This window comes from Roseomonas sp. F4 (assembly GCF_053891155.1).
In genome coordinates, this window is record NZ_JBSSHK010000005.1 from 413505 (window position 1) to 426809 (window position 13305).

General features: G+C 68.8%; 14 protein-coding genes. 8 read left to right on the forward strand and 6 right to left on the reverse strand.

Going from position 1 to position 13305, the window contains the following annotated elements:
- Nucleotides 1–38: 38 nt before the first annotated feature.
- On the reverse strand, nt 39–620 hold the full coding sequence (locus tag ACVFYP_RS21755) for an NAD(P)H-dependent oxidoreductase (protein ID WP_499202310.1): 582 nt from the start codon (nt 618–620) through the stop codon (nt 39–41).
- Nucleotides 620–1057 (reverse strand): cupin domain-containing protein, encoded by a 438-nt coding sequence (locus tag ACVFYP_RS21760; RefSeq protein ID WP_499202311.1) that lies wholly within the window; start codon nt 1055–1057, stop codon nt 620–622. Before ACVFYP_RS21760 ends, ACVFYP_RS21755 begins: the two co-directional genes overlap by 1 nt.
- Before the next feature lie 74 nt (nt 1058–1131).
- On the opposite strand from ACVFYP_RS21760, the gene ACVFYP_RS21765 reads away from it, so the two are divergent.
- Together ACVFYP_RS21765 and ACVFYP_RS21770 are read left to right on the forward strand one after the other, a co-directional pair.
- Complete coding sequence (locus tag ACVFYP_RS21765) at nt 1132–1713, forward strand: NAD(P)H-dependent oxidoreductase (protein ID WP_499202312.1); 582 nt, start codon at nt 1132–1134, stop codon at nt 1711–1713.
- A gap of 82 nt (nt 1714–1795) precedes the next feature.
- Entirely contained in the window at nt 1796–2857 is a 1062-nt protein-coding gene (locus tag ACVFYP_RS21770; protein ID WP_499202313.1) for an alpha/beta fold hydrolase, read from the forward strand.
- 6 nt (nt 2858–2863) lie between these two features.
- Here the strand turns inward: ACVFYP_RS21770 and ACVFYP_RS21775 are convergent, their stop codons facing one another.
- The 4 genes from ACVFYP_RS21775 to ACVFYP_RS21790 are packed head-to-tail and all read right to left on the reverse strand — an operon-like array spanning nt 2864 to nt 6834.
- The gene (locus tag ACVFYP_RS21775) at nt 2864–4195 is read right to left on the reverse strand and encodes a cytosine deaminase (RefSeq protein ID WP_499202314.1); all 1332 of its coding nucleotides are present in this window, start codon (nt 4193–4195) and stop codon (nt 2864–2866) included.
- On the reverse strand, nt 4192–5052 hold the full coding sequence (locus tag ACVFYP_RS21780) for an ABC transporter permease (RefSeq protein ID WP_499202315.1): 861 nt from the start codon (nt 5050–5052) through the stop codon (nt 4192–4194). Before ACVFYP_RS21780 ends, ACVFYP_RS21775 begins: the two co-directional genes overlap by 4 nt.
- The gene (locus ACVFYP_RS21785; RefSeq protein WP_499202316.1) at nt 5049–5822 is read right to left on the reverse strand and encodes an ABC transporter ATP-binding protein; all 774 of its coding nucleotides are present in this window, start codon (nt 5820–5822) and stop codon (nt 5049–5051) included. Before ACVFYP_RS21785 ends, ACVFYP_RS21780 begins: the two co-directional genes overlap by 4 nt.
- A complete protein-coding gene (locus ACVFYP_RS21790; RefSeq protein WP_499202317.1) occupies nt 5815–6834 on the reverse strand; it encodes an ABC transporter substrate-binding protein in 1020 nt (339 codons plus the stop codon). The genes ACVFYP_RS21785 and ACVFYP_RS21790 overlap by 8 nt, the downstream gene beginning before the upstream one ends.
- Before the next feature lie 261 nt (nt 6835–7095).
- Between ACVFYP_RS21790 and ACVFYP_RS21795 the strand changes: the two genes are divergently transcribed.
- The 6 genes from ACVFYP_RS21795 to ACVFYP_RS21820 all read left to right on the forward strand — a co-directional run bounded on the left by ACVFYP_RS21795 (nt 7096) and on the right by ACVFYP_RS21820 (nt 13301).
- Nucleotides 7096–8166, forward strand: a complete 1071-nt coding sequence (locus ACVFYP_RS21795) for an ABC transporter ATP-binding protein (protein ID WP_499202318.1) — start codon at nt 7096–7098, stop codon at nt 8164–8166.
- A complete protein-coding gene (locus ACVFYP_RS21800) occupies nt 8163–9206 on the forward strand; it encodes an extracellular solute-binding protein (protein WP_499202319.1) in 1044 nt (347 codons plus the stop codon). Before ACVFYP_RS21795 ends, ACVFYP_RS21800 begins: the two co-directional genes overlap by 4 nt.
- A 19-nt stretch (nt 9207–9225) precedes the next feature.
- Entirely contained in the window at nt 9226–10929 is a 1704-nt protein-coding gene (locus tag ACVFYP_RS21805; protein WP_499202320.1) for an ABC transporter permease subunit, read from the forward strand.
- A gap of 17 nt (nt 10930–10946) precedes the next feature.
- Nucleotides 10947–11585 carry a VOC family protein gene (locus ACVFYP_RS21810; protein ID WP_499202321.1) on the forward strand — a complete coding sequence of 213 codons (639 nt, stop codon included), beginning with the start codon at nt 10947–10949 and terminating at the stop codon, nt 11583–11585.
- Nucleotides 11586–11742: 157 nt separating this feature from the next.
- A complete protein-coding gene (locus ACVFYP_RS21815) occupies nt 11743–12111 on the forward strand; it encodes a YciI family protein (RefSeq protein ID WP_499202322.1) in 369 nt (122 codons plus the stop codon).
- Entirely contained in the window at nt 12108–13301 is a 1194-nt protein-coding gene (locus tag ACVFYP_RS21820; protein WP_499202323.1) for an RNA polymerase sigma factor, read from the forward strand. Before ACVFYP_RS21815 ends, ACVFYP_RS21820 begins: the two co-directional genes overlap by 4 nt.
- The last annotated feature ends 4 nt before the right edge of the window (nt 13302–13305 follow it).

Below are 13305 nucleotides of genomic sequence, written 5' to 3' on the forward strand. Positions count from 1 at the left end.
CAGGATCGCGCCGGATGTCCGCCAGGGCAAGGGTCGTGTCAGAAGCGCGCCATATCGCGCTGGACCCGCGCCAGAAAGGCCGCGCGCCGCTGGTCGCTCGCGCGGTTCATGTCATACAGCGCGTGGTAGTCGATGTGGGCGCGCCCGGCGGTGATGATGCGCAGATAGCGCGTCACCGCCTTGCGCGGCGGATCGCCCGCCAGCACCGCCGTCCAGCGGGGCCGGCCATAGGTGCTGATGCCGGCGATCTTCCGGATATGCAGCAGATTCGGCTTCGCCACCCCATCCTCCAGCCGGAACGACACGCCGGGCAGCAGCACGCGGTCCATCCAGCCCTTCAGGATCGCTGGCAGGCCAAAACACCAGGTGGGGAAGGACAGCACCAGCGCCTCCGCCTGTTCCAGCCGCCGCACATAATCCTCGACCGGGTCGCGGTTGCCGGGGATGTCGTGATAGCCGCGGCGCTCGGCGGCGGAGAGCACGGGGTTGAACCCCTCCGCATACAGGTCGCACAGATCGACGCTGTGGCCGGCCTGGCGCAGACCCTCCCGCGCCGCATCGCGGATTGCGGCGTGGAAGCTTTCCTCCAGCGGATGTGCGTAGAGATACAACACGCGCATCAGGGCCGGCCCGCACCCAGGATGACGGCGATATCCTCCGCCGCCAGTTTCACCGGCGTGCCGTTGCGGATCAACTCGGCAAAACCCTCATTCGGCGTCATGAAGGTCAGGCAGTACAGCTTCTCCGCCGTATCATTCACAACGACATGCTCGACGCCCGGCCGCAGCACGAAGGCATCGCCCGGACCGACCGGCATCTCCACCCCATCCGCATAGGCCTTGCCTGAGCCTTTCAGGACAAAGAAGCATTCCTCCGCCGCGCTGTGCGTGTTCGGCGGTGTGCGCCCGCCTGGTTCGAAAATTTCCACCACCAGGGTGAAGGTCACGCCATCTGCCAGCGGGTCGAACAGGCAGGCGAAATAATTGCTGTCGCCCGGCGCGATGCGGAAGCCACGCAGATCGGCGGCGCGCCGGGCGAGGACGGGGACAGACATCATCGGAACAGGACTCCATTGCGGCCACCGGCGCGATCATTGCATGACCCATGCCAGGACCACACAGGCCAGCCCCGATGCGCGTTCTGATGATCTACTGCCACCCCCGCCCCGACAGCTTTGCCGCAGCCCTGCGCGACGCCGCCCGCGCAGCGCTGGAAGCCAAGGGCCATGAGGTGGAGGTCCGCGACCTCTACGCCGAGGGCTTCAACCCGGCCCTCTCCGCCGAGGAACGCGGTCGCTATCACAGCGTCACCGACAACCTCGCCGGCGTCGAAAGCCACGTCGGCAGCCTGCAACGGGCCGACGCCCTGCTGCTGGTCCACCCCACCTGGTGGTACGGCATGCCGGCGATGCTGAAGGGCTGGTTCGACCGGGTTTGGGCGCCCGGCGTCGCCTTCCAACTGGGCGACGGCGCCATCACCCCGCTTCTGACCAACATCCGCCGCATCGGCGTCATTACCACCTATGGCTCCCCCAACTGGCTGCTCTGGTACATCGGCCACCCCGACCGCAAACTGGTCAACCGCGGCATCCGCCGCCTTTGTGCCCGCGACTGCCGCACGGATTGGTACACGCTGGCCCGCATGGATCACCGCACCCAGCCGGAACGCGAGGCCTTCCTGGCCCGGGTGGGGCGGGAGATGGCGCGCTGGTAGGCACCCCGCGCAACAGCATGGAAGGCGCAATGATCCTCCGTTAGGCTCAGGGAATAATCGGCCTGAGAGGGAGGAACAATCAATGAATACAATGACCTTTGCGCGGCGTGCCGCGCTGATGATCGGATTGGCGATGGCATCCCTGCCGGCTGTTGCGGCCGAATTCCCGACACCGCGTGACGGCAGCTGGGTGGCGCGGGATTTCCGCTTCCACACCGGGGAGGTGATGCCGGAGCTGCGCATCGGCTACACCACTGTGGGCGAGCCCGGAGGCATCCCGGTGCTGGTGCTGCATGGCACCGCGGGCAATGCCCGATCCATGCTGACCCAGGCCTTCGCCGGCCAGCTGTTCGGCGAGGGGCAGCCGCTGGATGCGAAGCGGTATTTCATCATCATCCCCGACGCCATCGGCACCGGCCGCACCACCAAGCCCTCGGACGGGCTGCGTGGCGCCTTCCCGCGCTACAACTACGACGACATGGTCGCCGCCCAGCACCGGCTGGTGACGGAGGGCCTCGGCATCCCGCGCCTGCGGCTGGTGATCGGCAATTCCATGGGCGGGATGCATGCCTGGCTCTGGGGCACCACCTTCCCCGATACGATGGACGCCCTCGTGCCCATGGCCTCGCAGCCCACCGAGATGTCGTCGCGCAACTGGATGCTGCGGCGGCTGATGGTGGAATCAGTGCGACGCGACCCGGGCTACAATAATGGCTTCTACACGCAGCAGCCGGCGTCGCTCGGCATGGCGAATGTGTTCTTCGCCACCGCCACCAATGGCGGCACGCTCAATCTCCAGCGCATCGCCGCCACACGCGACGCGGCGGACCGGCTGGTGGAACAGCGGCTCGCCGCGCCGCCGCCGGCGGATGCGAACGACTTCGTTTACCAATGGGATTCGTCCCGCGACTACAACCCCGCGCCACGGCTGGACCGCATCAAGGCGCAGGTGCTGGCGATCAACGCCGCGGATGACGAGCGCAACCCGCCGGAAACGGGGCTGATGCAGGCCGCGATGCAGCGCCTGGCGAATGGCCGCCTGCTGCTGATCCCGGCCAGCGCGGACACGCTGGGGCATGGCACCACCGGCAATGCCCGGTTCTGGGCGGAAGATCTGCGGACCTTCCTGCGCGGGCTGGAATAGACGGCGTTATTCGGCCACGCCGACCGTGGCATCCAACTCCCGCCAATCCGGCGCGCCGGCCTCCAGCACCCGGCCGGCGCGCAGCACGATGCGATCGGATTGCGGACGGGACAGCAGCTCCGTCATGAAGCGTGCGCTGTAGAGCACGAGGTCCGCGCTGACGCCCGCGCGGATCGTGCCGTGTTCCTGGGCAAGACCCATGGCTTCCGCGGGGCGCGCCGTCGCGGCGGCGGGCCAGCTGGCAAAGGGGTGGTCGAGGTGGAGGATGCGGGCGGACTCGCGGAACACCTCGGTCATGTCGAGGTCGCCATAGGCGTAGAACGGGTCGCGCGTGTTGTCGGAGGCGACGGAGACGCGGATGCCGGCGGCCTGCATCTCATGCACCAGGGTCACGCCGCGCCAGCGGGGCGTGCGGTTCGCGACGCGGTCCTGAAGGTACATGTTGCACATCGGCAGCACGACGATGTCGATGCCGGCCTCCGCCACCCGGGCGATGGTTTCGCGGGCAAAATCCTCCGGCTGGATCGAGAGCGAGCAGCAATGCCCGCATTGGATCTTGCCGCGAAAACCACGCTTCAGGGCAGTGAGGGCGATTTCGCGCAAGGCGCGGGCGCCGGCTTCACCGGATTCATCGACATGCAGGTCGAGATCCAGGCCGCGCGCTTCCGCGAGGCCGAAGAAGTGGTCCAGCTCCGCCTGGAAGTTCTCGGGCAGGGCGTCGTGGATGCCACCGGTGTGGCGGGTGACCATGCCCAGCACGCCGCCGGCCTCCGCCACCGTATCGGCGAGAAGCTCGCCATCCGACCCCGCAAAACGGTCCAGCGGGCAGATGGAGGACATCTGTAGCGCGATGCGCCCCGCCCAGGCGTCGCGCAGTTTCCGGAAGACGCGCCAGGTGGTCAGGCCGTGCGGCAGGTAGGTGTCGAGATGGGTGCGGATGGCGACGGTGCCGTGGGCATGGGCGCAGCGCAGGGCGAAATCGGCGCGGGCCTCGATATCGGCTTCCGACCAGGCGGCGCCGCGGTCGCCCATCACGGCCTGGATGGCGCCGGCGAAATCGCCGGTCGGGTTGCGGGTGCGAGGCCAGATATGGCCCTTGTCCAGATGGGTATGGGCATCGAGGAAGCCGGGCCAGACCTGGCCGCCGCGCAGGTCGATGCCCGCGGGCGCCGTGCCCAGCGGTGCGAGCGCCGCGATGCGGCCGTGCTCGATCTGGATATCCAGGCGGATCAGCCCGTCCACATCCGGCGGCGCGTCCAGCCCCTGCGTGAAGGCTGCATGTGCGCGCGCATTGCGCAGCCAATAGCTGGGACCGACAGACGAAAATGCGGCCCTCATCGGCGTTCCTTCATGGCGCTTTCATGCCAGTGGCGCAGGCAGAGATGGGAGATCAGGCTCATCGCCAGGAAGATCGCGATGCCGGTCAGCGAGATCAGCACCAGCGCCGCGAACATCTTGGGAATCTGCAACTGGTAGCCGGCCTCCAGAATGCGATAGGCAAGGCCGGAGGCGCGACCGCCCGTGCCGGCCACAAACTCCGCGACGATGGCGCCGATCAGCGCAAGGCCGCCGGAGATTCGCAGCCCGGCGAGGAAGAAGGGCATGGCGGTCGGCAGGCGCAGATAGCGCAGCACCTGCCAGCGGCTGGCGCGGTACAGGCGGAACAGGTCTACCAGATTGTGGTCGGCGCTGTTCAGGCCCAGCGTGGTGTTGGACAGGATCGGGAAGAAGGCGACGATCCAGGCGCAGATCAGCAGCGCGATGCGGATATCGTCCACCCAGATGATGATCAGCGGCGCGATGGCGACCACCGGCGTGACCTGCAGGATCACCGCATAGGGGAACAGCGACAATTCGATGATCCGCGACTGCGCGAACAGCACCGACAGCAAAAGCCCCAGTGCCGCCGCGACGAACAGCGCGGCGAAGGTGATCTGCAGGGTGATGAGCAGGGAGACGGAGAGCGACGGCCATTCGCGGATCAGCGTTTCGAACACCGCGATCGGGCCGGGCAGCAGATAGGGCGGGATTTCATTGATCCGGACCACGGCTTCCCAGCCGATCAGCGACAGGATGCCGATCAGCGTCGGTGCCAGGATGCGCAGCCAGGCTTCGGCGGTCAGCCCGAAATGCCGAACGGCGCGGTCCTGGGCGGGCGCGTCGGCGGCCTCATTGGCTGAGAGCAGGACCGTCATTCTTCCATCGCCCGATGCAATGCGGCCGAGATGTCGCGGCAATGCGCGGCATAGTCGGCGGAGGTGCGAAAGGCCTCGCCGCGCGGATGCGGCGCATCGACGCAGAGATCCTCCACCACCCGCCCCGGCCTGGCCGCCATGACGACGACGCGGCGGGAAAGGTAGACGCTCTCGAACACCGAATGGGTGACGAAGACCGCAGTGAATCGCTCCGCCTGCCACAGCGTCAGCAGGTCGTTGTTCAGCTTGTGGCGGGTGATCTCGTCCAGCGCGGCGAAGGGTTCGTCCATCAGCAGCAGCCGCGGCTTGGTGACCAGGGCGCGGGCGATGGACACGCGCATCTTCATGCCGCCGGACAGGGCGCGCGGATAGCTGTTCTCGAACCCCGCCAGGCCGACGGAGGCGAGTGCCGCGCGGGCGCGGCGTTCCGCCAGGTAGCGCGCCATGCCGGACAGGCGCAGCGGCATCATCACGTTCTTCAGCGCGGTGGACCAGGGCATCAGCGTCGGCTCCTGGAAGACGAAGCCGATATCCCCGGTCTCCCCGCCGCCGGCCATGTCGACGCGGCCGGAGGAAGGCGGGATCAGCCCCGCCATCATCCGCAGCACCGTGGATTTGCCGCAGCCGGAGGGACCGAGCAGCGAGACGAAATCCCCCCGCGTCACCGACAGATCCACGCCGCGCACCGCGAGCGTCCCGTTGGCGTAGCGCTTGGTCACACCCTCAAGCGTGATGACGGAGGCTGGTCCCTTGGGCTCCGCCTCAGGCAAGACCGACCCGCTTGTTCACGAACTCCAGGCTAAAGGCCTTCGTGTAGTCCATGCCTTCCGGATAGCGGCCGACATCACGCATGCCCTCATAGAACGACTTCCAGCGCGCATCGGTCATGGCGCCGATGCCGAGCTGGAGCGAATCGCCCGAATGCACGATGCCGGCCTCGTTCATCACGCGCACTGCATAGGCGATCTTGGCGTCGTCCATCTCCGGATTGTCGCGCTTGATGGCGGCGTTGGCGGCCGCGACGTCCTGGCTTGCCATGTAGCTGGCCCAGCCCTCGATCGTCGCATTGACGAAGCGCTGCACCACATCCTTCTTCTCCGCCACCATGCGGCGGGAGACGTCGATGGTGGTCTGGTAGTTCTGGTAGCCGGCATCGGCGATCAGGAAGACCTTGGGCGTCGCGCCGGCCTGCTGCGCGGCGAAGGGCTCGGAGCTGATGAAGCCCTGCTGGATCGCCATGCGATCCGCCATGAAGGGACCGACATTGAAGGTGTAGGGCCGGATCTGCTCATCGGTGAAGCCGAAGCGGGCCTTCAGGAAGGGCCAGTAGGTGACACGGCCGGAGGCGCCGATCAGCACGGGGCGGCCCCGCATATCCTCGAAGGAATTGATGCCATTGCCCTCATGCGTCATCAGGATCTGCGGATCCTTCTGCATGATGGCGCCGATGGTCAGGAAGGGCAGGTTCTCCCGCACATAGTTCAGCGCCTGGAAGCCATTGGACATGATGAAGTCCACACGGCCGGCCAGCAGCAGCTGGGCGGGGTTCTGCTGCGGCCCGCCCATGCGGATTTCGCAATCGATCCCGTGCCGGCGATAGATGCCGGCGGCGACCGCCTGGTAGTAGCCGCCATGTTCCGCCTGGGCGCGCCAATTGGTCTGGAAGGACACCTTGTCCAGCGTCTGCGCCAGGGGGATGCGGGCGCCCGCCACGGCTGTCAGGGCCAGGGCGCCTCCCCCGGTCAGCAAGGCGCGACGCTCGAAGCGATAACGTGTCCGCATTCGCAGAACCCTCCATCCCAGCGGCATTGCGACGTAACCAGCCATGTATCAAGGCGGGCTTCGCGCGGCGGCAAGGGGCCAGCAAGGGCCATGCCAGCCGGAATGATGCGCCAGCCTCGCCACCCCAAGTGCCGCCGCGCCTATATGGACGGCATTCGCTAATTTTTTGGGCACATGAGACGTCCCTCATGGCCCTGGCAGTCGCGATCACCACCCCCGCCCGCCCTGGCGCGGTGGCATCCGGTTTGCCAGACTGGACAGGTGAGCGATCCCCATCCCCATCTGGTCCTCGACCGGTTGACCAAGCGCTACGGCAGCCAGGCGGCTGTCGATGGCGTGTCCCTGGCCGTCGCGCGCGGCGAATGCATTGCCCTTCTGGGCCCTTCGGGCTGCGGCAAGACCACCACGCTGCGGCTGGTGGCGGGCTTCATCCTGCCGGATGAGGGGCGCATCCTGCTGAACGGCACGGCGATCGAACGCGCGCCGCCGCATCGCCGCCAGATCGGCATGGTGTTCCAGAACTACGCGCTGTTCCCGCATCTGACGGCCGCCGGCAACGTCGCCTTCGGGCTGGAAATGCGCGACGTCAACCGCGCCGAGCGCGACAAGCGGGTGATGGAGGCGCTGGCCATGGTCGGCCTGGCGCATCTGGCGGACCGCTACCCGGCGCGCATGTCCGGCGGCCAGCAGCAGCGTGTGGCCCTGGCCCGCGCTTTGGTTATCCGCCCCGACCTGCTGCTGCTGGATGAGCCGCTGTCCAACCTCGATGCCGGGCTGCGCGTGGAGATGCGGGAGGAGATCGCCCGGCTGCGCGACGCCGCCGGCATCACCACCCTGTTCGTGACCCATGACCAGGAGGAAGCGCTGGCCCTGGCCGACCGCGTCGCCGTGATGGATCGCGGCCGCATCGTCGAATGCAGCGCGCCGGCGGAGCTGACGGAACGGCCCCGCCATCTGTTCACCGCCGGCTTCCTCGGCGCCCGCAGCGTGCTGTCCGGCCGGGTGGAGAATGGCATCTTTGACGCTGGCAGCGGCCTGGTGCTGGCGCTGCCGCCGGAGGCCCCGGCCCGCCCGACCCATCTGGTGCTGCGCGCCGCCCGCCTGGCCCTGCTGCCGCCCGGCGCCACGCCGGCCGCCGTCACCGTCGCCGCCACCACGCGGCTGGATGACAGCACGCATTACGAGGTGATGCTCGGCGATCGCGCCATCCGCGTGCATCGCCCGAGCGCCGAGCCGGTCTTCGCTCCCGGCACGGCCCTGTCCCTCGCCGCACCCAATGACTCGATCGCCTGGATCGAGGATTTTTCCGACGCCTCCGGAGCCATGTCATGACCTTCGCCCCCACCCGCCGTGGCCTTCTGGCCGCCACCGCCCTGGCCGCCCCCGCCATCTGGGGCCGCGACGCCGTTGCCCAGATCCGCCGCGGCGATGAGCTGACCGTCGGCATCTGGGGCGGGGCGCAGGAGCGCATCACCCGGCAATACTGCGTGGAGCCGCTGGAGCGGCAGCACGGGGTGAAGATCAACTACGTGCTGGGCGGCACCACCGAACGCCGGGCGCGCGCCTATGCCGAGCGCGGCCGCCCCTCCTTCGACCTGCTGTATCTGAACATCTTCGAAAGCCGCCAGGCGGTGCGCGACGGCGTGACCATGGCGCCCAGCGCGAATGTGCCGAATTTCGAACACCTGTACCCGCTGGCCCGCATCGGCGGCTATGGCGTGGCCTTCAACCCCGTCACCATCGTCTATGACCGCCGGGCCGTGGCGGCGCCGATGACCTCCTGGAAGGATTTCTGGCGCGACGACCTGAAGGGCAAGGTGATCTGGCCGACCTATCCGGGCGCCCAGGGCACCGCCGGGCTGCTGATGGCCGCCAAGGTCTGGGGCGGGTCAGAGACCAATATCGACCCGGCCTTCCGCAAGATCGCGGAGCTGAAGCCCTTCGCCGCCATCCAGGGCAGCCAGGACCAGCTCTATGGCATGTTCGACCAGCGGGTCGGCGCGGCCTCGGTGGAATTCGGCAGCTTCACCCGCACCTATGCCGAGACCCGCAACCCGAACATCGTGATCGCGGAGCCGGAAGAAGGCCAGGCGGTCGCCGCCAACTACGCCTGCATCACCACCGGCACCCGCAACCAGGCGCTGGCCGAGGCCTTCGTCAATCTGCATCTCAGCCCGGATTGCCAGAAGGCCTATGCGGAGCAGACCTATTACAGCCCGACCATCCGCAACATCACCCTGCCGCCCGACCTCGCCGCCAAGCTGATCATGGGCGAGGACGCCGTGGCCAAGCTGATCGACTTCGACTGGGATCTGGTGATCCGCAACCAGGGCCGCTGGTCCAGCCGCTTCACCCGCGAAATCGCGGGCTGACCCTACAGGGCTGACGGGAATGCAGGATTCCAGGCGGGCGGGGCTTCTGGCCCTGCCCTATTTGCTGTGGCTGCTCGCCGCCTTCGCCGCGCCCTTGGGTGCCGTCGCGCTGCTCTCCGTGCAGGAGAGCAGCGAGATGTTCGCACCTTTGTCGCTGTGGCCTTCCGCCGCGCAGTATGAGGAGATCCTGCTCGACGTCTTCTTCCAGCGGCTGTTGCTGAACACCATGCTGCTGGGGCTGGTGGTCGCCGCCGTCTCCGCCCTGCTGGCCTATCCGCTGGCGCTGTGGCTGACTCGGCTTTCGCCGCGCGGCAAGCCCTTCGGCTTCGCCATCATCCTGGTGCCGCTGCTGACCAATGTGGTGGTGCGCTCGCTCGGCATCATCCTGCTGCTGGCGCCGCAGGGCGTCGTCTCCAACCTGGCACAGGCCTTCGGCCTGCCGCCGGTGAACCTGCTGTTCGGCTGGTTCGCCGTCGGCGTTTCCCTGGTGCAGGTCTTCCTGCCCTTCATGGTGCTGGCGCTGTACGACGTGCTGGAGGCGCAGGAACGGCGGCTGGAGGAAGCGGCGGCGGGGCTGGGCGCGGGGCCGGCCATGCGCTTCTGGCGCGTCACCTTTCCACTGTCCCTGCCCGGGCTGCGCGGCGGGCTGACGCTGGTCTTCCTGATGGCCTCCACCGCCTATGTCTCCGCCACGCTGGTCGGCGGGCGCAAGGTGCAGGTCACCGGCATGGTCGTGCTGCGGGAGGGGATGGAGATCCTGAACTACCCGCTGGCCTCGGCGCTGGCGATGCTGATGCTGGCGAGCTCCGTCCTCGTCACCCTGGTCATCGCCCGGCTGATCGGGTTGGCCACGCCCTGGCTGGCCGCCCGCGCGCCCCGGCGCTGGCCCGAATTTCCGCCCGCCGCCCGCCGTGCCCTGGTGAGGGTTTCGGAAGCCCTGGCGCCGATCCTCTATCCGGTGCTGCTGGTCGCCGGCATCGGCATCCTGATGTTCCCGCTGCTGCTGGTCGCCGTCGCCTCGGTGAATGACAGTCCGCAGGCCACCGTCGCGCAATTCGTCGGCTTCACCTGGAAATGGTACGGGATGGTGCTGGAGAATGAGCGCTACCTGTCGGACGCCTGGACGAGCCTGCAACTGGCGCTCGCCTGCGTCGCCATCTCCCTCGCTCTGGCCCTGCCCGCCGCCTTCGCCCTGGTGCGCGGCGGCTTCGCGGGGAAGGAGGCGCTGGGCGCCTTTCTGATGCTGCCGCTGGCCCTGCCGGGCATCGCCATCGGCCTGGGCATGCTGCGGCTGCTGCAATGGTTCAACCAGGTGCCGCCCTTCCTGGGCGTGCTGGCCGTGCATGTGGTGCTGGTGACGCCCTTCATGCTGGCCTTGCTGCGCGCCTCCGTGGCCCAGCTCGACCGGGGTCTGGAGGAAGCGGCCGGCGGGCTGGGCGCAACGCCGACGCGGGTGTTCCGCCGCGTCATCCTGCCGCAGCTGGCGCCGGGCATGGCGGTGGCCTGTGTCATCGGCTTCCTGATGTCCTTCGGCGAGGTCACCGTCACCGCCTTCCTGACCACCGCGCGGCTGCAGACCCTGCCGGTGCGGATCTACGCGGAGGCGACCTTCAGCCTGGAGAACACGGTGAACGCCATCTCCACCATCTTCATCCTGGTGACGGTGGCGCTGCTGGTGCTGGTGAACCGGCTGATGCCGCTCGACCGGGTGTGGAAGCGGTAGGGCGGCCGTTCCAACCCATGCTGAAGCTGGACCACCTGACCGTCATCGCGCCCGAGCTGGCGGAAGGCGTCGCCCATGTCCGGGAATGCCTCGACCTCGATATCCCCTTCGGCCAGCGCCACCCCTATATGGGCACCCACAACCACCTGCTTCAGCTCGGCGGCGCGGTCTATCTCGAGATCGTGGCCATCGACCCGCAGGCCGATCCGCCGCGTCGGCCGCGCTGGTTCGGCCTTGACGATCGCCAGGGGGTCCGGCGCGACTGGGATGCGGGGCAGCGCCTGCGAGGCTGGGTCGCCCGGACGGATGACATGGAGAAGGTCCTCCGGGGGCGCGAGGCGACCTTCGGCGCGAAAGTCGCCCTGCCCTTCGAGGCGCCGTCCTTCGACTTCGCGATCCCGGAGGATGGCTCCCTTCCATTGGGGGGCGCCCTGCCCTCGCTCATCGATCGGCGCGGCAGGCCGCGGTCGATGGCCGGCATCGCCGATCTCGGGGCGCGCCTGCTGTCCTTCTCCGTCGCGTATCCGGACAGCGATGCGCTGCTGTCCCAACTTCGCGACCTGGACATCGACCACCCGCCATCCGTCACCGCGGGTGCCGCGCTGCGGTACCGCGCGAGGATCGAGACCTCGGCCGGCGTGAAGACGCTTTGGTAGGCGTCGGGGGCTGAGCCGGTCCCACGGACGAGCGGCATTTCGCCCGAAAAAAATGTGCCGCCTGTCGAAATGGCAGGGGCACGGGTGTCTTCGTTTCAGCTAGGCAATCGGGGTTCGGATCCACCGTCCCCCCGCCCGGCGCGAAGGAGAGACCCCGATGCAGTTCATGATGCTGCTGACCGAGACCACCAACGAATTCAGCCATCGCGACGATCCGGAGAAGGGGCCGGCCTATTGGGCTGGGTGGACCGCCTTCATCGGCGCCATGGCGCAGGCCGGCGTCATCGTCCGTGGCGACGGCCTCCAGGGCCCGCATAGCGCGACCACGCTGCGCATCCGCGATGGCAAGCCCATCGTGCAGGACGGCCCCTTCGCCGACAGCAAGGAACAGCTCGGCGGCTACTTCATCATCGAGGTGCCGGACCTCGACACCGCCCTGGCCTGGGCCGCCCGCGCGCCCTCCGCCAGCTACGCGGCAGTGGAGATCCGCCCGCTGCTGCCGCCCATGCCCAACCTCGGCGTGTGAGCGAGGCGGCCAGCGAGGCGGCGGAACAGGCGGCGCGCACCGCCTATGCGCGCCTGGTCGCGCGCCTCGCCTCCCGGTCCCGCGACATTGCCGGGGCCGAGGACGCGCTGGCCGAGGCCTTCGCCGCCGCGCTGCGCCATTGGCCCCGGCGCGGCGTGCCCGCCTCGCCGGAGGCTTGGCTGCTGACCGCGGCGCGCAACACCCAGCGCAATGCCCTCCGCCATCGCCGGGTGCGGGACGCCGCCACGGCGGAGCTGGAGCGACGGCAGGAGGAGCTGGCGACGGAGCAGGCCGATTGGCCGGATGAACGGCTGAAGCTGCTGTTCGTCTGCGCCCATCCCGCCATCGAGGCCGGCATCCGCGCGCCGCTGATGTTGCAGGTGGTGCTGGGCCTGGATGCCGCGCGCATCGCCAATGCGCTGCTGCTGGCGCCCGCCGCCATGGGCCAGCGCCTGGTGCGCGCCAAGGCGAAGATCCGCGATGCCGGCCTGCGCTTTGAATTGCCGGAGCGGGAGGACATGCCCGCACGCCTTGCTGACGTGCTGGAGGCCGTCTACGCCGCCTATGGCACCGGCTGGGACGGCGCCGGGCCCCGCAGTTTGGCGGCGGAGGCCATCGCGCTTGGCCGGCTGCTGGTGGCGGAGCTGCCGGACCAGCCGGAGGCCAAGGGCCTGCTCGCCCTGATGCTGCATTGCGAGGCGCGCCGCGGGGCGCGGCGCGATGCGGCAGGCCGCTTCGTGCCCCTCGCCCACCAGGACCCCACTTTGTGGTCGCGCGCCCTGATGGTGGAAGCCGAGGTCCTGCTGACCGAAGGTGCCCGGGCCGGCCAGTTCGGCCGCTTCCTCTGCGAGGCGGCGATCCAGTCCGTGCATGCCCAGCGTGCGCGCACGGGCCGCACGGATCATGCGGCGCTGCGCCTGCTCTATGATCTGCTCGCCGCCCGTGCGCCGAGCCTGGGCGTGCTGACGGCCCGCGCGGCGGCGCTGCTGGAAGCGGGCGAGCCAGAGGCGGCGGAGGCCGCGCTGGCGGCCTTGCCCATGGACCGGGTCGCATCCTACCAGCCCTACTGGGTCACCCGCGCCGCATTGCTGCGGCGCCAGGGCCGCCTGGCGGAGGCCGGAGCCGCGCGCGACCGCGCCATCGGGCTGACCGAGCACCCGTCGATCCGCGATTTTTTGCGGGAGGATTGAAGCC